This is a genomic window from Planctomycetia bacterium, assembly GCA_016795155.1.
Classification (GTDB): Bacteria; Planctomycetota; Planctomycetia; order Gemmatales; family HRBIN36; genus JAEUIE01.
The window spans coordinates 73,206-95,575 of the sequence record JAEUIE010000032.1 but is presented as its reverse complement, the minus strand read 5'-3'; the positions used below and the strand labels follow the sequence as shown (position 1 = coordinate 95,575).

General features: G+C 48.2%; 13 protein-coding genes. 3 read left to right on the top strand and 10 right to left on the bottom strand.

Annotation, left to right across the window (positions count from 1 at the left end):
* Nucleotides 1-143 precede the first annotated feature (143 nt).
* The gene (locus tag JNJ77_12695; GenBank protein ID MBL8823442.1) at nucleotides 144-1,592 is read left to right on the top strand and encodes a serine/threonine protein kinase; all 1,449 of its coding nucleotides are present in this window, start codon (nucleotides 144-146) and stop codon (nucleotides 1,590-1,592) included.
* On the opposite strand, the gene JNJ77_12690 is transcribed toward JNJ77_12695, so the two are convergent.
* From JNJ77_12690 to JNJ77_12665, 6 genes are all read right to left on the bottom strand, one after another.
* Nucleotides 1,593-2,561: a GDP-mannose 4,6-dehydratase gene (locus tag JNJ77_12690; GenBank protein ID MBL8823441.1), complete on the bottom strand. Its 969-nt coding sequence runs from the start codon at nucleotides 2,559-2,561 to the stop codon at nucleotides 1,593-1,595.
* Nucleotides 2,558-5,650 carry a glycosyltransferase family 4 protein gene (locus tag JNJ77_12685; protein MBL8823440.1) on the bottom strand — a complete coding sequence of 1,031 codons (3,093 nt, stop codon included), beginning with the start codon at nucleotides 5,648-5,650 and terminating at the stop codon, nucleotides 2,558-2,560. Before JNJ77_12685 ends, JNJ77_12690 begins: the two co-directional genes overlap by 4 nt.
* 134 nt (nucleotides 5,651-5,784) lie before the next feature.
* Nucleotides 5,785-6,642 (bottom strand): sugar phosphate isomerase/epimerase, encoded by an 858-nt coding sequence (locus tag JNJ77_12680; protein ID MBL8823439.1) that lies wholly within the window; start codon nucleotides 6,640-6,642, stop codon nucleotides 5,785-5,787.
* A gap of 31 nt (nucleotides 6,643-6,673) precedes the next feature.
* Nucleotides 6,674-7,741, bottom strand: coding sequence for a 3-isopropylmalate dehydrogenase (gene leuB, locus JNJ77_12675; GenBank protein ID MBL8823438.1), 1,068 nt, complete (start codon nucleotides 7,739-7,741; stop codon nucleotides 6,674-6,676).
* 11 nt (nucleotides 7,742-7,752) lie between these two features.
* On the bottom strand, nucleotides 7,753-8,775 hold the full coding sequence (locus JNJ77_12670; GenBank protein ID MBL8823437.1) for a Gfo/Idh/MocA family oxidoreductase: 1,023 nt from the start codon (nucleotides 8,773-8,775) through the stop codon (nucleotides 7,753-7,755).
* Between the two features lie 48 nt (nucleotides 8,776-8,823).
* The gene (locus JNJ77_12665; GenBank protein MBL8823436.1) at nucleotides 8,824-9,351 is read right to left on the bottom strand and encodes a shikimate kinase; all 528 of its coding nucleotides are present in this window, start codon (nucleotides 9,349-9,351) and stop codon (nucleotides 8,824-8,826) included.
* 169 nt (nucleotides 9,352-9,520) lie between these two features.
* On the opposite strand from JNJ77_12665, the gene JNJ77_12660 reads away from it, so the two are divergent.
* Together JNJ77_12660 and JNJ77_12655 are read left to right on the top strand one after the other, a co-directional pair.
* Nucleotides 9,521-10,651: a hypothetical protein gene (locus tag JNJ77_12660; GenBank protein ID MBL8823435.1), complete on the top strand. Its 1,131-nt coding sequence runs from the start codon at nucleotides 9,521-9,523 to the stop codon at nucleotides 10,649-10,651.
* Nucleotides 10,648-12,258: a formylmethanofuran dehydrogenase subunit A gene (locus JNJ77_12655; GenBank protein ID MBL8823434.1), complete on the top strand. Its 1,611-nt coding sequence runs from the start codon at nucleotides 10,648-10,650 to the stop codon at nucleotides 12,256-12,258. Before JNJ77_12660 ends, JNJ77_12655 begins: the two co-directional genes overlap by 4 nt.
* On the opposite strand, the gene JNJ77_12650 is transcribed toward JNJ77_12655, so the two are convergent.
* From JNJ77_12650 to JNJ77_12635, 4 genes are read right to left on the bottom strand one after another with little or no spacing between them, the layout of a single operon-like run.
* Nucleotides 12,255-13,451, bottom strand: coding sequence for an aminotransferase class V-fold PLP-dependent enzyme (locus JNJ77_12650; GenBank protein ID MBL8823433.1), 1,197 nt, complete (start codon nucleotides 13,449-13,451; stop codon nucleotides 12,255-12,257). The genes JNJ77_12655 and JNJ77_12650 overlap by 4 nt on opposite strands.
* A 29-nt stretch (nucleotides 13,452-13,480) precedes the next feature.
* Nucleotides 13,481-14,896, bottom strand: a complete 1,416-nt coding sequence (locus JNJ77_12645; protein MBL8823432.1) for an amino acid permease — start codon at nucleotides 14,894-14,896, stop codon at nucleotides 13,481-13,483.
* A gap of 51 nt (nucleotides 14,897-14,947) precedes the next feature.
* Nucleotides 14,948-19,912: a DUF308 domain-containing protein gene (locus JNJ77_12640; GenBank protein ID MBL8823431.1), complete on the bottom strand. Its 4,965-nt coding sequence runs from the start codon at nucleotides 19,910-19,912 to the stop codon at nucleotides 14,948-14,950.
* A complete protein-coding gene (locus JNJ77_12635; GenBank protein ID MBL8823430.1) occupies nucleotides 19,913-22,120 on the bottom strand; it encodes a hypothetical protein in 2,208 nt (735 codons plus the stop codon).
* Nucleotides 22,121-22,370: the final 250 nt, after the last annotated feature.

Genomic DNA, 22,370 nt, shown 5'->3' with positions numbered 1-22,370 from the left:
GTTTAAGCCAAGAAACGAACCAATAACTTCGTTTCTTCCGGACATAAAAAAATGGTAAGACCACTGAAATGTTTACTGCATTTCAGTGGCAATAAGCTATAGTAAGAAGTGTAGTTAAGTAATGGTGTTATTGGGGTTTACGGATGCCGACCGACGAATTACGCGGGGTCGTTCCTCTACGCACCGTAGGGGACTACGATCTCCTGAGTAAGATCGCCGATGGTGGCATGGGATCGGTCTATAAAGCTCGAAATAACATTACCGGCGAAATAATTGCAATCAAAATTGTCCCAGCCAACATGGCATCTAATGCCGTTCTCGTTAAGCGATTCGAACAAGAGTTTAAAGCTGCCAGCACCCTGGATCATCCCAATATTGTCCGAGCATTAGATTTCGGCTATGACAATGGCAGTCCATACCTGGTGATGGAATATGTCGAAGGAGAAACGCTGGGCCAGCGCATCGATCAGCAGGGCCGCTTACCAGAAAAAGAAGCCATCCGGATCATTGCACAGATTGCACAAGGTCTACATAAAGCTCATTCGAATGGAATGGTCCATCGCGACGTTAAGCCTGATAACATTCTAATTAAACCAGATGGCACATCAAAAATTGCCGACCTCGGTCTGGTCAAGGAAAACGAAACTGATTTGAATCTCACTCGAACCGGTCGTGGATTAGGCACACCTCAGTTCATGGCACCTGAGCAATTTCGCAATGCCAAAAACGCCGATTCCCGTTGCGATATTTATTCGCTGGCTGCCACGCTTTACATGGCGGTGACAGGCGAACTGCCATTCCGATCATGCAGCCCTCTTGATGCATGGATGAAGAAGGTTCAGAACGACTATCCTCCACCCCGTGAATTGAACCCGCATCTGAGTGAACGATTGGATTGGGCCATTCGCCGGGCGATGAGTGCTGACCCCATGCAGCGCCCGTCTACGTGCAGGGAGTTTGTTGAAGATATCAGTGGCAGATCAACGCGCCGCGTGGGTTCAAGCAGTTCGACATCAGGCCAAACCGATTTGTGGTATATCGTTTATTCAGATGAATTCGGTACCACACATACAGTTAAAGGTGCCATGCAGTCCATCCGCCGATGCTTCAAGGAAGGCCGACTGGGCGATGCCAATGATATTCGTGTCAGCCGTCTGCCTACTGGCCCATTTGAACAACTTCGTACACATCCGGAATTCCGAGACCTGGTAATCGTTCCCGTAGCTGTGCCTTTATTGACACCGCTTTCAGGCACTGCGATTCCCCGTGTCGACAGCAGCGGCCCTGGCAGTGGTTCGCTACCCAAGCCAGGCAGTGGTGGGTTTTCGCCAACTGGTCCTGGTTCCGGTTCGATGAACAAACCCAAGTCGGATGCCACTCCTAAATCGCCACCGCCTCGAACGCCCCATAGTGGCATCATCATCCAGCCAGGCATTTCGCCCGAAACTGTTTTCACCGTTCCGGCAAATTACCGCTTGCAGAAGCCTTCACAATCCAAGAGCGATATTCGCCTGGTAATTCTACTCGGTCTGGTCATGTTCCTTGGCTTTATCATCACCTTGGCCGTGCTTTATTACTTTAAGCAGCAATGATTATGCTGCACGGCGAATAGTCGATTTACCTAACTGTTCAAACATGCGTTGCTGCCAAAGGAATTGCTGTGTTAATCCCTCTTCGAGAGGTGTTTGCGGTGTCCAGCCAGTGTGCCTGAACAGACGACTGGTATCGGCCATCGTGTATCGCTGATCACCTGGTCGCGCATCCATGCGATTAACAAGGGCTGTTTTCTGGCTGATTTTTTCCAGCATCTTGAGGATGTCCCAGACATTGGCCATTTCACCGCCGCCAATGTTATATGTCTCATGTACGGGGGCCTGCATGGACGCTTCGATTGCTGAAACGCAATCATGAATATAGGTATTGCCTCGCACCTGCTTGCCATCTCCAAACAGTGAGATCGGAGAGCCGGTCAAGAGGGCCTGAATGAATTTGTTATAACCCATATCCGGACGCTGCCTTGGTCCATAGACGGAAAAGAAACGAAGCACCACCAGAGGCAGCTCATAGTTTTCTTCGTATGAACGAGCCAGGTGCTCTGCAGCTAATTTAGTTACTCCGTATGGAGAAAACGGTACTGTTGGTGCTGTTTCATCACCGGATGCATATTTGCCATAGACCGAGGAAGTTGAACCTAGAATGAATCGTTGCAAACGCACCTTGGTTTCTCGCACTGCTTCGAGCAGTTTCTGCGTGCCAAGCAGATTGCATGTCATGTAGTCATCGAATTTGGTCCAACTGGCAGACAAACCCGGCATGGCAGCAAGATGGATGATGACATCAGCCTGCTGAACCAGTTCATGGACTGGCTGATAACGCAGATCGTGCTGATGCAGCACAAAGCGTGGATGCTGTTTGAGCCATTGAATGTTCTGTTGCTTCAGTTCAGGGGAATAATAAGGCACCAGTGAATCGATGCCTATGACTTCATGCCCATGATGGATCAATCTTTCACTCAGATGCGAGCCTATGAATCCCGCTGCTCCAGTTACTACGCATTTCATGGTGTTTCCCCCTGAATTCCCGTTTGCACTGGCGTTTGCCAACGCTGCAGTTGTCGCTCCAGCAAACGTATCTGACGGCGATCCTTTCGCATCTGTTTTTCAAGTCTGCGAACTCGCCTGTCCTGCTCAGCAGCCTGAGCGGTGCTATCCTGGGTTGATAGTGCTTCCAGCAACAGACTCATACACACAATCAGCTTTTCGTTCAAGTCAGATTGCTGCCTGAACGCTACATCCACATAGGCTTTCCGGAAGTTGTTGAGCAGTTTGTGTTTAACCTGTTTTTTCAGTGTAGCCAGCAGACCTTCTGTAACGTCCTGATATGTTTCAGGCAGGGTTTCCACCTGCTTGGCTTCCGACAGCAATGACCTGAGCTGGCGAAGCAATGGCTCAATGGCTGCAATTGGTCTGTCATGTTGAATATCAGACTGTGAGTTGTTCTTTTCCATAATCCGGGCTGTTGCAGTATTCAACACCATTTCCTTTTGCCTTAATTGAAGCTGCATGCCTGTTATTTGAGAATCAGCAGGAACATCAATAGACAGTACGCACATCTGCTCTTGTCCTGGCATAAGGGCTGCTGCAAGAGGTATTACCTGAATCTGTCCAACGCAAGCATGCTTTGCATTAAGCCATTGCACCTGCCAGGAACAGCGAGCAGGCCCATGGGAAGGCAACAGTATATTGCCAAGGTTTCTTGCACGCACTGTCGTTGCGATGGATTTCGCTGTTGGCGTAAGAACGAGTTCATGTTGCAACAATTCTATTTCAACCCGAGCGTGCTGTTTGCGTGGTTCCTCAGACCAGACAGCATCCAGAATTAACGACAATCGCTCTTCCCAGAGGGCAGGATCAAACCCATTTGCTCTGCGAATCCCCTGTTCTTTTGCAACCTTACTTATTGGGTCAGACAATGATCTGACTAACTGATCCAATTTACCCGCGTAGCGCTCGGCTGATGCATATTCCTGCATCACCCATGTTCTTCCATGTGATCCCGTATCAACTCTCTCATCTGGGTTTTTCATCCAGGTAGTGATTACGTCTTTCAGTGCTTGCACCGATCCAACTACCCTTCCAGCTTGGGAACGTTTGACCTGCTCTTTTAACACCGAGCATTGCTCGTGAACTATCACCGGCACACCCAATGCCCAGGCTTCCAAGGCCACAATCGAGAGCGATTCCTGGCGGGAAAGATTTACCAGAGCCAATGCACCAGCAATAACATCACGCTTTTCTGCTTCATCAAGATAACCTAAATCCATCAGCCAGGGTTTGGACGGCAGCTTGCGTGGCCCCTGCCCCATACAGACCAGTTTCACAGGGTTCGCTGAATTTCGATTGATCTGATCAAGCCATTCGATCAGGCAATCCAATCCCTTTTCCGGACAGTATCTTCCCACATAGACGAGATAGTTCTCACCACACTTTTGCTGGCCTGATGCAGCGTTCCCCTGAAATGCAGCAGGCTCCAACACTGTTCCCATCACTGCATGTCGAGGATGGTGAATTCCCAATAACTGGCTGGTGAATTCTGCTTCCACATCCGAGTGGAACAACATTCCCCCTGCCTGACGGTAGGCAGTTCTAAAGGCTTCAAGACGGGCCAAAGGCTCATTATGAAAGCACGGTGCCAGCAGCACTTTACTTCCACATGCCTGCACCACATCGTACACCAACTTAAATAAATAAGGCCCGGTGATGACTGCCTGATACTGATCCAACTGCGACTTCAATTCTGCAATTAATGACTGAGAACTCAGAGAATTATTCAGATAGAGTTGCTCAGTGCCATGATCCACTTTGCCCCGTCGTTGGCTGATTTTCTCGTAGGCATCACCCAGTTTGGAAGCATTGAATGGGTCAATCGGAAATCGCTTCACCTGAAAACCATCTTCGCTGACAGTGCCAGCAGGCAGTGTGTTACTCCACCTGTTTTCATGTACATTGCAGGTAGTGAGGATATCAATCGCGTACCCACGCTGCTGAAGTGCCTTGGCCATGGTTCGCAGCGATTTCTCTGCACCGCCAGCAAAATGCTGACCATACCGATGGGTTACTATCGCAACTCGCTTTGATGAACAAACCACAGGTTTACTGAACAGAACCTGCAACTGGCTTGCCAACTCTTCTGGATTGCGAACGGTGTAGCCAGCATGCCCGATGACTTCAGGTAGCGAACCTGCTTGCAGTCCAATGACTGGAGTACCCGACATCATCGCTTCCACGATGGGCATGCCAAAGCACTCATGTCGCGAAGGCAAGATGAGTGTATCAGCAGCAGAATACCAGGCTTGCAATTCTGTATTGCTGACACAGCCCATAAAGTGAACGCGATCCTCAACACCAAGTTGCCGGGCCAGGGAATGACAAGCCTGCAATCTCGTTTGATAGATGTCATCCTGCTTGCCAATGAATACAGCCTGATACGATTGACCTGTCTGATTCAAAATGGACAGAGCCTGTATCAGCATTTCCGGCAGCTTGTTCCTGGCCATTCTTCCAGTAAACAGAAGGATTCTGGAACGGCCAAATGGTAGCCGCAATTGCTGTACTTTGTTTTGCAGGTGATTTTGTTGAACCGATGCTTGTACCCAGCATGGAATCACATAGATACGTTCAGCAGGCAGATTAATGGCTGATTGCAATTCGCCTGCAGCAAACTGGCTGTGCACCATCACTGCATCAGCACACCAAAGCAGAGCACATTGGCTGTTTGCCTGAATAATTTCTGACTTCAAACCCTCTTCTGCCAGTTCCAGCGGCGTGATGCCGTGATAATCAATCAGCACTCGTGGCCCAGCATGTTGCAGGGCCGGGAGCAGGTCAAGCAGGGAATATGATGCTGCAAACTCGGCAATAATCCAATCGGACGACTGTAAGTAACGTCGATGTTCAGGTTGTTTCCAAATCTCTTTCGCTGAACCAATTACATACTGGGTTGTATTCAGCTCAGGGTTTTGGGAACAAGGCTCAGTAAGGAAAAGTTTTACTTCAGCGCCACGCTGCTGAAAGAAGTGCAGCTTGGCCAAAACCTGCTTACCGACTGCATCTGCAGTATGTAGATTCCTCGAAAAAAGTGCAACACGCATCGGCTTCCCTGCCAATTAATATCTGGTATGACATCGTACCAGAAATGCGTCTGGTCACAAGCTGAGCTATTGGTCTATCTGCTTGATGCAGTTGATGAATTAGAAATCAAGATGGCTTTCTACAACTCTAGCTGCTAGGCCAAGCAGCGACTGGCAGGAGAAGCAAATCCATGTTCCTGCAGGTAGTGTAACGCCGATGCAGCGACATTGACAGCGTCATAGCTATGACGACTCAATTCCACATGCAGACCACCTTCGTACCCCACTTCGTGAAGTGCCTGTGCAATCGAGTCGAACTCCATTTCCCCTTCGCCGAACATCAGATGTTGATGTTCTCCCTGTCGCATGTCTTCGACATGAATGTTCCAGAGCACATGGCTCCAGCGACGAATAATCGGTGGAATAGGACCTTCACCCAGGCAATGCACATGTCCCAGGTCGAGGGTTAAACCAAAATAGGGATGATTCAATTGTCGATGCAATTTGCCAAAATCGTTGGTTGAGGCAATGAGCATGCCCGGTTCAGGCTCAAAAGCCAACCGGACTTTGCGCTTTTCTGCATGATCACATAGCCACCTGCAACTATCCACCATGCGTTGCCAATGGACTTCAGCCGGTGCTTTATCGTTCGGAGAGCCCGACCAGAAACTGACAGCGTCTGCACCCAGATGATGAGCATATTCGATGGATCGCAGCAACATACCGATGCGCCTGGATCGTTCACCTGGCTCGGCATCCAGCAGTGTCGGCTGATGTTTGCGATAGGGATCAAGCAGATACCTGGCGCCGGTCTCAATGACACAAGCCATCTGGTACGATTCCAGAATCGCCCTCACTTCATCCAGTTGCGGCCTCGGATCTGCCTCAAATGGATTCAGCGAATGATAGTCAAGTGTGATCGCAACGGATTGATAACCGATATCACCCAGAATATGCAAGGCATCGGTTAATCGATGGTGAGCAAAGCCGTTGGTGTTGTAGCCAATCTTCATGGATGTCAATCTGGGATGATCAAGGGGCAGCTTAGTTGGCCAAGCATTCTAGAATAGCATGAGAAACCTGATTTGTCGTCAACTTCCCGCCTAAATCTTGTGAACGGTGACCATCACTGATGATACGGTCAACTGCACCTTCAATCGCTGCAGCCTCCCTCTCAAGTTTCAGTGAATAGCGTAGCAATAGTGCAACTGACAAAATGGTTCCAATGGGGTTGGCAATTCCCTTTCCGGCAATGTCTGGCGCTGATCCATGAATGGGCTCATACAGTCCCGGCACATCTTTACCGAGTGAAGCAGAGGGCAACATGCCCATGGAACCAGCCAGCACCGAGGCTTCGTCGGTCAATATATCGCCAAACATATTCTCGGTGACCAGAACATCAAAACTGCTGGGAGCTGAGATGAGTCGCATAGCTGCAGTATCGACCAGCATGTGCTCCAGTTTTACTTCCGGATACCGTGCTGCTACGCGGTTGGTCACCTGCCGCCACAGACGCGAAGAATCAAGCACATTGGCCTTATCCACCGAAGTAACTTTCTTTCTCCGTGCCATAGCTAATTGGCACGCTAGATCAACCACACGTTCCACTTCGTAGTCTGCATATTCAAGAGTATCCACAGCACGTTCATATCCTGCTGCTGTTTTCTCACGAAAACGGGGCGTTGCAAAATATAAACCACCGGTGAGTTCACGCATCACCAGGATATCAACACCTTTTAAAAATTCAGGTTTCAATGGCGATGCATTCACCAGTGCCGGATGCACTTTGACCGGACGCAGGTTGGCAAACACTCCCAGGCCTTTGCGTAAAGCAAGCAAGCCCTGTTCCGGCCTGACCGTTGCTTGCGGGTTGTCCCACTTCGGCCCACCTACAGCACCCAGCAGAACAGCCTGGCTTTGCTGACAGGCGCGCAATGTCTCATCGGTTAATGCCGTTCCGTGGGCATCAATGGAAGCGCCGCCAACGAGCATCGTTTTGGTGGTAAACGTATGCCCAAACTTCGTTGCAACGCGCTGCAGAACTTCGAGGGCGCAGCTTGTCACTTCTGGGCCGATACCATCACCGGGAAGAACCGTAATATGTGCTTGCATGATTTCCCTTGTTAAGCAGTTGGAATGTTCACTTCACGACCTGACTTGACTGCATCTTCTTCCGACAAACTGATCGCCAATGCATCGCGACCAAGCTTGCCATCGAGTATCGCTGAGCGCTTGCCTTGCCTTACCGATGCAACCACTTCAGCAATCTCCGCTGAGAAGGCATCGACCGGATCGCCTGATCCCGGCAGCGACACTTTCTCTGATTTGCCATCATGAGTCAACAAGGTCAGCGGAATGCCAAGTGAATCGAAGAGCAAGCTGGCTTTTTCCATCAGGATGGTAAACCCGTGTGAAAAACCACATCCCTGCTGATACAGCGCCCCACTCGCTGAAGTAATGCACTGACTGACATCATCATAGAGATATTGCGTTTCCACATGCTGAACCACATTATCTCTATCCACCACGCCTTTGCTGCGAACTGCTTTGGGTGTGCCAGCGAGCAGGCAGGCAAAATGGTTATCGTGAATGTGCAGATCAACTGCCGGGCCATCTGCCTGGGGACCTTTCCGCCAAAGTGGCTTGCAGATCAACCGTCGCAAATGTGCAGCCTGCAGTTTTCCACCCTGGCCGCTTTGAACGAACTTCAAGGCATAGCTGAACTCAGGGAAGAAAGGCAACACATGCCCGACAAAGTGCAACTTGCCTGCCTGCTTCGCTGCACTTAGACAACGATCTGCCTCTGCCGTAGTCAACGCCAAAGGTTTTTCGACAAACACATGTTTGCCTGCAGCCAGTGCCTGCAGCGACCACGATACATGCATCTCGGTAGGCAAACAAAGATCGACGAGATCAACATCAGATTTCAGAAGGAATTCTTCGTAACTTTCGTAACAGTCGATGCCGGATAAATCCATCTGCGAACCACGTGGGCCGAAGTTGCCCTGAATGTCTGTCCAATCCCCCGCCCGCTTTTTTGCATCGCGTTCACAGATGGCAACAACCTTGACTCCGGGTACTTTCTGGTAAGCCAGATAATGAATCATGCCCATGAAGCCGATGCCCACCAAACCGACGCGAACCATGTAACCACTCCTGTGATTCGACTAATTTACCAGACCAAACACTCTCTGTCATGTATTCCAGCGATGTTCCACCTGTTTGATGACTTCCTGACTGCTTAACTCTGGTTCATCTCCATCACAGACGTTTATTACATCAGCATACTTCACATAGAGTGGATGCCGCTGTTCCAGTAAACTGGCAAGCGACTGATCCGGTGCAATGACGACTCCACGAACTTTCAAATCGCCCACACGTTCTTCAAGAGTGGGCAATGGCGTTTCGAGATAAACAATGGTGCTGATGGTGCGTAAATGCTGCATCGCAGCATCTACATAAATAACACTTCCGCCGGTGGAAATGATCTGTTGCTGCCCCTGTACCTTCTTGATGTACTCGCCTTCCAGATTAACGAAGGAAACAAAGCCAATGGTTTCAATGATCTGCTCAAGGGTTTTACCTTCGCCCGATTCAATGAAATGGTCGGTATCGAAAAAAGTCCAACCCCAATGCTTGGCGAGATATCTGCCTATGGTTGTTTTCCCAGAACCAGGCATGCCGATCAAAGTCACATTCTGCCTGGCTGACGCTCGTTTCATTCCACACTTTCCCGTTGGCTTCAGATTCATTCCCTGACATGGTGAATTGTAACGATAACGGTATAATCGTCCCAATAATGTAAGTTCATGCGGAACTCACTTGGAAACAAACTCCTCTCCAACCAGTGCAGTACCAGCCGGACCTGTCGTATGTTCAGGATGCGGCTGTTTGTGCGATGACATCGAGCTGCACCATAGTGGTGAAGCAATTGCGTATGCCAATGCTTGTGAGCAGGGTACTACATTTATTCGTCATGCATTGAACAGCCAGGACCGCTGCTGGCAGAAAGGTCAGCTAATCTCTCAAGAACAACTGGTTGATAGAACTGTTCAACTTCTGAGAAATGCACAAAGTCCCGGTATACTCGGATTAAGCTTGGTAACCGTAGAAGATATTGCTGCTTCGGTACGCCTGGCTGAATTATTGAATGCCTGGCTATGCACCTGGCCTGCTGATCCTATTCGATTCTGGGGGCATGATGCACCTGATCTTGCACTGAGTCGAGCGGAGACAGAACAGGCTGCTAACCTCATACTGTTTATTGGATTTGAGAAAGGTGTCGATGCTGTTCAACCTCGCTTTCGTGAACGACACTTCAGCAAAGGGCCAGGAAAAAACAGAACTCAACTGGAGGTTTTGTGGACTCCGCAAGAAAGGATGAAGAACATTCTTCATTTGCGACTGCATGACGAAAAAGGAGAACTGCTACCTGCTCATCTGAAGTCACTTTCTGCTGCGGCTACAAAAGCTCAATGCATTCAAATCTACTTTCTGGCTCAATTGGCACTCGACGATGTACCGTACGTTGCACAATGGCAGCAGTGGGCTGCACATCAGCGTGCACATCGAAGGGTTGGCATATCACTGCTCGGCAGTACCGGTAAGGCACGTACTGTTACAGAAGCCCTCACCTGGCTGACAGGCTTTCCCGGGCCTTTGCGATTCAGCAACAACCAGGCTCAGTATCTGCCACACATGGGGGAAGCAGAAAAGCTCATTCTGCAACATGCACTCGATGTGATTCTCTGGATTGGTGTAGATCCCAACCTGTTCTGGAAATCCATGAAGCAAAAGCACCCACACTTCGACCGTTCCAGGTTCAAGGAAATTGTCATCTCCCAATCTCCGGACTTTCAACAAGCAGAGTTTGCGATGGAGGTGCCACTGTTAAGCCCGGTTTATGATGCACATATTGTGCGTGGCGACGGCGTAATGCTCCGACTGGTGGGACAGGCAAAGGGACAACCTTCGCCTACTGCTGCTCTACTGGAGACGATCTCACGGAAGGTGCAGCTATGACTGACCGATTGAAACTACAAGGTGGTAAAGTCTATGATCCAGCCAACCAGATTGATGGAGTGATAAAGGACATTCTGATTGAAAATGGCAAACTCGTTTCTCAATTCACTCGGAAGGATCAAGTCAGCTCACTGGATGTTTCAGGCATGGTGGTGATGCCGGGCGGAGTGGATATGCATTGCCACATTGCCGGGCCATGTGTGAATCGGGCGCGTCGGCTACTGCCAGAACTGGTTCAGAACAACCATGATGGATTGCTCGCTTCTGCAATATTGACTGGACGACGATATGCTGCACTCGGATACACAACAGCAATCGAAGCAGCGATCAGCGCTTCGGCTGCCAGACAAACGCATTTTGAACTTGCTGATACCCCTAATCTCGATAAAGGCTTTCTGTTGCTGCTGGGCAATCATAAACAGGTGCTGGATGCCCTCACAGCGAAAGATTCATCTCGACTGGAAGCCATCGTTTCCGCTTTGCTCCATCGGACAGGCGCCTATGGCATCAAGATCGTCAATCCCGGTGCTGTATCCACCTGGCAACGTCACGGCGGCAATCCATTAGAAGTTGAATCGATTGATTCTCAATTAGGTAGCAGTTCGATCACTCCACGCACTATTATGACTGAGTTGGCCGATGTTGCTGACAGATTCAAACTACCTCATCCCATTCATGTACACGCAAATCGACTGGGTGTACCGGGCAATTTTGACATAACGCTGCAGACCCTGAAGGCGCTCCAAGGTAGAAGGCATCATTTAACGCATATTCAATTTCATGCTTACGGTAACGATAAAGGCACCATCACCAGTTCTTCGGAACGCTTGATGGAGTATCTGAATGCACATCCCGAAACGACTTGCGACATTGGGCAGGTCATGTTTGGCAATGTGGTAACACTCACGGAAGATTCCCCACTCGAATATCTGCTCTGGCAACTGACAGGCAAACGGTGGGTCAATCTGGATTCAGAACTTGAATCAGGTTGCGGAATGTTGCCATTTGAATTTAAGGACAAGGTCACACTTCACGCCTGGCAATGGGCTATCGGACTAGAGTTGTTGCTGCTGGCTCAAAATCCCTGGCAGGTGGTGCTTTCGACTGATCATCCCAATGGAGCCTCTTTTTTTGCATATCCAGCAATCATGGCGTTGCTGATGGATGCCGCCTGTCGACGGGAAGCATTCAAGCGATTGCCTCATTCCGTGCAGGAAAAGTCAGTATTACGTGATTTGCACCGGGAGTATACTCTGCAGGAAATCGCCATCATTACTCGATCAGCCCCGGCGCGAATCCTTGGCCTGAAGCACAAAGGACATCTCGGACCCGGTGCAGATGCTGATATCACTATTTACTCAGATCATACCAATCGCGAACAGATGTTTCGTTCACCCAGATTTGTCATCAAAGGTGGTGAGATCATTGTTGAGGAGGGGCATTTACGACGTGATGTCCAAGGTAAAACTTTCGCCTGCTCCCCTGCAAGCCCGAAAGAAGGAGAGAAACTTCTGCAACAATGGTTTTCAGAAAAAGGTAGTTATTCCATTGAACAGTTTGGCGTATCTCCACGCCATCAGGAACAACTGGTCAAAATAAAACTTTAGTGCCTCCGTGCGTGTGCAAATGCCTCCGGCACCAGGCTGGCCAGTTTCTGAATCTCTTCGGGCAAGTTGTAGATGTGCGTGGATAACCTGAAGAATGGCCCATCAGGATGCTCGACCATGTTGATTTCAATCTTGTAGTTTTCCCAAAGGTATTTTCGTGCCTTGTGGCCATCTACATTGGCGGGCATACGAAAAGCAGTAAGTCCGCCTCGTAACTCGGCATGGTTGGGAGTGATCAATGTTAATCCTTCCAGCCCGTCGAAAAGCCTACGTACCAGCGTACTCAGTTCATGGTGACGGTTTCGAATTACCTCTGCACCCAGGTTGTCAAGAAAATCAACACCTGTGCCTAGTGTCAGCCAGGGTGTGATATCTCGTGTGCCTTCGAATTCAAAAGATCGCTGCCAGTAGGTACAGCCGTACTCGCCCTGTTCATGAGCCTTGTCGCGATCATATTTCCACCCCCAACTGACCTGCCAGGGAGCAATCAGCGGTTCACGACCCGGAGCAACGTAGAGAAAACCTGAACCATTGGGTGCCATAAACCACTTGTGCAGATTGGTGGCATAGAAATCAGCTCCCATTTCATCGAGGCTGAGTGGAATCATGCCTGGGCCATGAGCACCATCAATTACTGTGAGAATTCTCCTTCGACGCGCTTCCTGACAGATGGAACGTATGGGAAGTATCAAACCAGTCGTGTACAGAATGTGGCTGATAAACAACAAACTTGTCTCGGGCGAAAATGCATCGATGACAGCCTGCGTTAGTTGGTCTGGGTCCTGTGAATGTACAGGCAGCTTCATGATTCTGAGAGGAATGTTCAGCCTCTCAGCAGCACGATCCCACGCCCAGCGCATCGCCAGATATTCATGATCCGTCGTGAGAATTTCACTGTTCTCAGGCAGCTTGATGGAGCTTGCAACGAAGTTGATTGCCTGCGAAACATTCTGGGCCAGTATCAATCTCTCTGGTGTTGTCCCAACAAATTGTGCCAGACGAGAACGTGCTTTCCACAGCGGAGCAGCACTGGTTCGCCAGACGTAATCAACCGGGTTGCCATGCATCTTTTCCCGCAACTGAACTGCCTGTTCATAGACCGCACGCGGGGTAATGCTGATCGAACCGGCATTCAGGTAGGTAACCTCAGGGTGTTTCATCACGGAATCACGGACATCAGGCCAGTGCGGCATGTTGTTTCTCACTGTGAAAGATGCGTTTGTTATAGCGAACGACGCCTGCCATGCACCAGCAGATAGACAACTGCCCCCAGGGCAATGAAGCCGAGAGCCACTGAAGATTGAAGCCATTGGTGCCGAACTGTTTCTACCGCCACATAAATCATGGCCAGTACATGCAGAGCAGGAGCCCAGGGATAGCCCCAGCAACGGAACGGTCGCACAAGATCGGGTTCCAGATAACGCATTCGAAACACTGCTGATACAGCCAGGGTCTCGAAAATCACTGCACCAAATACTACGTAATCGGTAAGCAGATCAAATGGATTGGTAGTAAACGCAATACTGAAACGCCTGACAAGCTCCGAACCAATAATCAGAAGGCAAGTCCACAGGCTTTGCAGGAGTATCGATGTCAACGGAGTAGTTTCCCTGCCAGAAGTTGTGCTGAACCAGCGTGGGAATAAGCCATCGCGTGCCAAGGCAAAGTATCCACGAGGACCAACTAACACACTGGCATTCATGGCGCCAATAGCTGAGATGCCAATGATCAGCGACACGATACGACCACCCCATTCACTCGCAGAAGCACCCCAGCCTGCCAGCAGTTTCTCCATAAACCCGGCTGCAACGTTTTTTCCAGCAGGCAACTGAATCATTTCCGTTGGTGTCAGAACCAGTGCATACGCCAGGTTGGCAGCGACGTATAAGCCAGCAATGATCAATAAGCCATAAGCGAAGGCACGGGGTAGGTTGCGTGATGGCTCCTCGATATCTTCTGCGACAGCACCCAGATCTGCCCATCCTTTATATGCCCACAATGTGGCCAGCATGGCACCAGCGAAACCAACCATGCGATGTGGTGGCGATTCAATTTGTTCAGACAGTTTCTGAATGTCAGCTGAACCAAATAAGAACGGCAGTAACGCAATGATGACGAGTGTTCCTATTTTCAGACTGGTGGTGAGGTTCTGGAATGCACCTCCCCAACTCAACCCCACTGCGTTGATAACGGTCAGGAACAGGACCACAATTAATGAGCCAATCAGAATACCACCAGGCTCCAACTGAATTTGAAGGAAATCTACGAACAGAGTTTCAGTTGCCATCCAGGCTAATGCAGCAATAGAACCGGTTCGCATGACCCAGAATTCAATCCAGCCCCACAGAAAACCAGCAACCGGACCATATCCACGTTTGAGATAGACATAATTGCCACCCGCTTGGGGCATCATTGCGGATAATTCAGCTAATGCCATACAGCCAAAGAAAGCGAGTACACCGCAGAGAATCCATGCAGATATCGCCCAGTCAAAACTACCAAGATTCCTGGCCACTACCTGAGGCTTGACAAATACACCAGTCCCAATGGTGCCTCCTACCACTAAAGCAATAGCAGTCCACAATCCCATGACTCGAGGAAGAACATTCGACTGCGACAAAGGTGATTTGGTTGACATGAGTCAAAGTCTGATGTCCAAGGCAGATGCCGTCAATCATAAACTGTCAATTCAAGGAGAAACGAGTGTTGACCACGCGGGGAATGAAATAACAGGTTCCACCTGCTTGCCTTCACTTCTGGCTGCCGGTTTCATTTTGATTTGCAGACGTTTAACAGGTCTGGCGAGTTGAAGAGCCCAGACCAACTCCGCCTTCTGACCACGAACTGGTCGCGAAACCAAAGGCACATTCGCTTCGAATTGCCAATCATCTTCTATCTTTCCATTCTGTATCATAAGTTCCAATTCAGCAGGGAGTGTTTCATCCGTGGATGCTTGCAGCGTGTATCGCCAGCATTTCTCGGCATTATCCCATAGTTTGGTAAAGGTCGGACTCTGTTTTCGCGATTCCTCCTGCAACACGATCATGGAGCCAAAAGGCATAGAAATTGGCAAACTCCATTGTCCGAGGATGTTGGTCTCCAGATGAGGTCCCCAGTGTTCCATTAAACCTGGGGAATAAGACGCCAACTGCGAGCGATAGGGGCGTAGATTCCTCAAAGTTATAGGCAAGTGTTCTTGTATCGAGATTCCATCCCACCTGATTGCAAATAGGGGAATACGCACTCTGTTTTTATCCATATGCTCGATCGGAATGCTGCTTCTTATGGTAAAAAGATTCTGCTGTTCAGATTTTGATTTACCGCTCAGCCAGATGAAAAGTTGACTAGGTCCGGAGGACTGTATGGCAGTCTGATGCCAGCGTATGACACTTTCGCCTGATATATCCTGAATTTTGATTCCAGGGTCTATCTGGCCTGTGAGATACACCGGAACATTCTTATCGGCCGAATCGGCAGTGAAGCGATATGTGACCTGCTGCAAATCGAGTTGAATATCCAATCGGGTCTTAAGTGTAGCATCTACATATTCAGATTGAATCTGAATCGATGCAGGGACTTCACGAAACCCAGGCATCCTGATAATTGAGCTACCAGGTAACAATGCAAGAGATGGTAGCCAGGGTCTGGCAAAATCTGTCCGGGATTTCTGTATTGGAGTTAGTTCCCGGTCCGACTTTCCCGTGATGCCATCAAGCAGGTAAGCTACAAAATTGTTTCGTATGTCTGCTCCATTTACTTCGATTCCATAAAGCGGAATTTTTTCATTTACTTGATTTCGAATCCAGGGCAATTCGAGTAAGAGTACACATCGTCCAGTAACAGGACGTTGCAGTTGAATCGTTAGCTCCTGACTGTCTGAACCAGCCTTAAGATTCCAATTGCGAATTCGTGGAGTGGGATTGGGAAAGAGATCACCGGTAACATTCAGATTTCTTACCCTCGTGTTCAGGGGAATATTAAGACTAATTTTATCCAGCCAGGTATTGTCCATCTGAAAACTGATTACTGCATGTGCAACACTTTCTGAAGCACGATGTTCCCACAATACTCCTACATCAGCTACAACAGGTAGATTGTTTCCAGCAGGAGTGAACCATGCAAGGTTTGATACACTTACCATGCCGACATCGGCATCAAGTCGATATCGCTGGTTTTCGGGTTGGATAGTCCAAAGCCCTGCAATTCCAGAAACCTGAGTATCGCTGGCAACATGCTTTAGGGACAAAGTCTGTACTGGTGCTCCTGGCCATTTGATTGAAGCTGTTTCCATTCCCCGAAAAGCTTGTACTTTTAGATCCCAATCTACCTGCAGTGTGTGCTCTCCAGGCTCTTTGATCCTGAATACAAATTGCTGGATACCAAACGGGCCTAGTACCATGCGTGGCTCATGTAGAACGCCATTCAACCTGACAGCTTGAGGAGGCTTAGACTCAAGCCAGGGAATATCAACCGGCCCTGATCCTTCGACAACCACTTTCCATTCTGCAGTCAAACGCAGATGCTGTAGACCCAGTTCACCGGTAGTGTGCACTTCTCGGATCCACCAGGGCCGCTGAATACCTGCCGCAGATTGCGCGGCTTTACTCTGAAGCAACGTCCAGAGTTTTGCTGGCACCATGACACGCGATTTCTCAGTGTCGCCCGTGGCATCAGAAATGATATAAACCATTTCGATCTTTTGATCATCACATGCCTGTATCCAGGATTGACCAGCTAACGTCAAGACGGGCAAGAAGATCAACACAATGGCATAACGTGTACGCACAGCCTTCAGTACCAGATAACTGACTAAACCTAAACTGCCTGATACGAATAACACCCAGCCATATGACGGAAATAAGAAAGCAAGAATAATTAACAGAATTACCAGACAAGCTTTAAGCCATTTTGAGCAATAAACTCCGATGAGAAAGCTGACTGCAAATACGCTAAAAATAAGGATGATATATTTTTCAAGCGGTATCCATGACAAAGTATGAATCTGCTGTTGTTGAGTGCGTATTTCACCCTGATTAATAGTTGCACTCCAGCCAATTAATCCGAGTGCAGGCTGATCCATCTGTACCTGATGCTGAATCGCTGTTGACTTGATGGAAGTCCATATCGGATACACAGGATGATATCTAGAATAGATGAATTGGGAAAAAACAGGCTGCCGATATCGAAGCTTTAGTATCCTAACACGATCAGATGCTGGAAGCGTTAAAGTGGAGATTGTTTCCAAAGTCTCCTGATCCAGTAACACTTCAATCAGCCATGCATCGGAAGGGATTGTAAGGGTGAGTGGATTAGACGTTGCAGCCAGCTTGACTGTGTATTGATTTTCTGCATATCCATTCTTGAGTACGGTAATTAACTGCGGATTGATCAGTACATCATCGGTGATCTTTTTGCGAATCAGACGTGGCGATTGCGTCTGAGGTAGCAGTCGCCAGCATTTCGTATCATCTGTATTCTGTTTGAAACTGGATTTATCTCCCTGATCCCATACAGGCTCCCAGGATTCATCCACTTTTAATTGAATGTCATTCGCATCATCTGCTAATAAAAGTGGAATGGGCTGATCGACATGCCAAGGCAGCCTGGCTTCCAGGATCATCTCTTCGACAATCGGAGTTTCCCACACTAGTTTACCTACTATTGCACTCATCGGTGACCACTGAAATGGTTTGTTGGTTGAAGTTTCAGACTTCCAAACAATATTCTGAACCGGACTCGAAAAGCGGACAGAGACTTGGGTAACTCGACCAGAATGTGGTCGAATTGACAAACGATAGATGAGCTCAAGACCGTTGCGGATATCCTTTATCTCATTTATTATTGATGTCTGAATTGATTCATTCCACTCCTGCCATTGAATCGTACCGCTGGCTTGCAAATCATGCAATTGCCAGTAAAGGTCGGGGACAGTAATTTGGTCACTCCACAATTCTGAAGTATCCATGGGTGGAGTTGTTCTTTGGCCCGGCGCCTTGATTACGTGAAAACTAGGCGGGAGCCAGGTTTCCTCCCGTTCAAAAGACATGGCATAACTGCCTGTCAGCGAACCATGCTCTACCGGTATAAGCCGGGGCAGGTATTCAATGCGTGGTTCCATCTCGAATGTTGCTAGTTGATTTTTCACTAATTTGACCAACACTAATACAGAGTTTCCAGGGACTAAGGGTTTATCTAACTGTACAATCAGAGCTTTGCCTGGTTGCCAATTCCATGCATATAAACGTGCGGAAGGCTCACTATTGATTTCCTTCACTTGCCATCCATCTGGAACGCGCCACGAAAGAAACTCCATACTGCCTTGTGACACAGTACAGTGGTACTGCACGGTTAATTCATTCTTTTCACGTCCTATATTCCACCAATTACGTTCTACATAATTAATCTCGTTATTCCGTCGTGCTAACTTTGCAGAAGGTGATTTTCCTACACTATTTCCAGTAAGAATCCTGGGAGTCAGAGTCAGTATTTCCGCGCCTGTGTCAAGCGAAAATACTTTTTGTGGTGCCTGGCTGGGCAAATAATCTCCCCAATCCCAATCGATTAATGGAAGATCGTAACTGCTCACTATACGTATCGATGAACGTGATAACTGCGTATTCTGCATCGCCGGGGTATGAAAAGCGATTCGCTGATCGGGAGAATATTTCCATTTTCCTTTCAAGTGTATGTTAACCCGCTGATCCAGAAATTCAGGAAGATTCAAATTCAATTGAGAAGGTGAGATTCTCTCGGCTGATACGGGCAACTCAACATCCAACTTCTTCAATTGGATTGATTCGATACCAATGTTCTCTGGCCAATCGATAGAGATGGTCCGTAATCGTTCATGCCATGTAAGCAGTTCAAACTCATAATTTGCAATTACTTCACGCTGGCCAACTACAAAATCAGCATCAAGTCGAGATTCAAACCATCCCTGCTGTTGCTGATCTTTTTCTTTTCGAACAATCAGTTGGATTTCTCTTTTTGATAGACTTCCCACTATCAGGTTCCAACGTCTGATTGGGGAACCTTGATTTTGAAAAGGGCCAGTAACATATTGGGCGTTGCCTGGCCAATCGAGCCGATATCCAGCAGGCAACCGTACTTGCATGGTTGTCATTGTACAGGTTGGCAACTGCACCTGAAAATAGGTTCCATCTGCACGTTCTTCACCCAAAGAATTGAAATCCATTTCAAGCAACTGGTTTCGTCCGACCTCAATGAGCGCACGAACATTCTGCCCGGTATCACTTGTGCGTAGTGTTAAGCCGCTTTCTTTCTTGTACGGAAGGATCGATGGGCTCCATGGACTGAGATTTGTCCATGCTTTGATGGGATGTGGATTGTTGAAGTAAAGCTGAGATTTGCCTTGCAAGATCTGATCTTTGATCGATACTTCATAGTGAGCTTTTATCAACCAGGGAGGAAATTTCTCAGCGTTGTTAATCTGCTCTGCTTTTGTCAGTATCTGCTGAAACTCCTTGAGCGAGACATTGGTCCAACTGTCAGAGCCGACATTAAACGGACTATCATTGGTATCAAGCCAGACTTTGCGAATACCAGGTAAGGAGGCATCATCTCCTATGGCGAGCTGGTGTAACCAGACTAACGCGAACACGATACAGAAAATGTAACGCACATTAAAACGCATCTATGAAGCAACTGGAGGTTTAGAAGCTAAAACAGTAGGAGCATCATAACCGCTCTTTGGCAGTTTAGCCGATAATGATTGTCTGGTACTGATTACGGTACGTTGCGCGGTTGACTGAAACACTCGAGGCCCATGACTTCGCGATTTCACCCAGTTGTTCCATCCATTCAGTAAAAGACATGCCACAACACCAGGCACACTGCTCCAGAGTATTGCGAGCGCCAGATTGGGCATTATGGCATAGATACAACACCATAAAAAAGCCAAAAATAATACAAATCTTTGTTTCCAATCATAGTGACGAAGCATGAATTGAAATAACACCAAAACTGATAGCGACATCAATATCAGGGAATACATACGGGGTAAGGTTACTAACCACAGCGAATGCTCAGATCCAGAATGGCTCAGGTGATACCCACTTATATGCTCATGATTCGCCAAAGATTGTGAACTTACAGGCTTCCAGGCCTCCGTAGTTTGAAACCAGTTTGCCACGACAGCATTACTTGCCCACAGCCAACTTTTCGAATTTCCTTGAATAAACCAGTCGTGAGGTACAAGATTCTGCCGTGAGTCGCCTGGGAAATGCAAGACGGGCAATCGCCACCAGAAGTAGGATTGCGATCTTTCGACTTCATACGTTAATGAAACGCGAATCTGTTTTCCAAGAGCTGAAACAGGCAAGTGAATCCTGATACCGCTATTGTTCTCCATTTCATCCAGTGTAATTTGATTTAACGGCATTGTCTCATTGTTGTACTTCCAACCAAGCAAATGCCATTTCGAGGATGAGAGTGGCATGATGGTAGTCAGATGAGTTTGATTGACTGGACCGAGTTCAAAAGTTGTTTCCAGCAGCCAGCTTCCTGATTGCTGCATGGCGGTAGTTGTCAGACGCTCTAACGGAACCGGTTTGTCCACGACAGGCACTGTTTTTTTCTCGAGCACCAGGAGTGGAGTTAGAGAATCGCCTTGGTATACGTTGTAATCTCCATCGGATTGCAAAAGCCAGCCTGTCAAATCAGGTGGTAAAGATACAGCGATTCCGGTATCACAAACTGACTTAACTGATACCACATTTTGCAGGCTGGCCTGTCCTGGGTGAAATCGGACTAATGGAACTGTAATAGGATGATCAGCTGAAGATTCCATTTCGCAGACAAGTTTGACATCTTTCACACTATATGTCGGCAAATCCAAGAGAGCCAATTGCATGGCATCGTCATCAATTGTTGTGAATTTGAATGTCACAGGTTCACGCTTTCTTCCATCTGAAAACTGTTGAAACCACCGTGTTGATCTGGCAATACGTGGAATCAATGCCTGAATCTGTCGGGGAAAGTCCACCTGGTTTGAGAATTGGAATGTCTGTCGTGTAATGCATTCCTTTTCGCCGATGTACACATCTGCACGACTGCTATATTGAGGTAATAGTAAAGTCCTGGTAAGGGTCAGACTAGCGGGATGCCGCAATAGGCGAAACTGATTTTGGCTCAGTACTCCTTCAACTTTTTCCGCCTGTAACGCCGGGTCTACCTGCGAGATACGCAATTCTGAATTCATGCTTTCCAGTTTCAGCTGTTCTTTCTGAATCAATAGTTCTGCAGATTGAAGACGCTCATGAACCAGGCATTCTGCAGACAGCACCTGCGGCAGCGTCACGATAAGGTGATCAGCAAGACTTGTCGATTGGCCTTCCAGTTTGATAATCAATGGGGAAGTTGGTTTACTATCGATACTGAGTCTTACTCTATTATTCTTTTCATCATGTTCTAAGTCCCTGATCAACGGTGAAAGCAAAATACGACGATTCAGCTTCCATCCGCTTGGCCAACTCAATTCCATGCGACTGAGTTGAGACCTGGTATTGCTGGCGATTTCAATTTCAGTGCTCAGTAGCCAGGATTGAGGCTGGGCTGTTACCACATGACGAATTTTTGCATCAACCAACCCGCGAACAAAACGCCGTGCAACAGGTAATACCTCGAAGCCAGCCGGTTGCTGTTCGTAACGGTAACGCTGTTGGCGACGGGATTCACGTTCTGCCGAATTTCGTTCCTGGCTAATCAGTTGTCGTGGTTTAAACAAGGCTACCGGATCATCAGGCATATTAAACAACAATGTGCCAGTCTGTTGTTGTCCGATTGGCTCAATAACCTGACAACTGCCAAGGAGCACAACCTCAGAGGATTCATCATCCGGCAATGCCTGCCTCCATCGCACAAGCATTTCTCTGAATCCGGCTGTTACCAAAGGGTAGGCACTGGTAACCAGAAATGTACCGTCTCTCTGAGCAGTCGCAAGAAGAGGTTCGCTGTTCATTCCCTCGTTGCGCAACAACTCAGCTCGAACATTCTGTGCATTTCCTGGCAATCGTATTTTCCAGGGTAATTGAATTGGTGCAAATGGCACGGGCTTCAGTCTTGCTTCAATAACTCCATTGGTTTCTTCTATA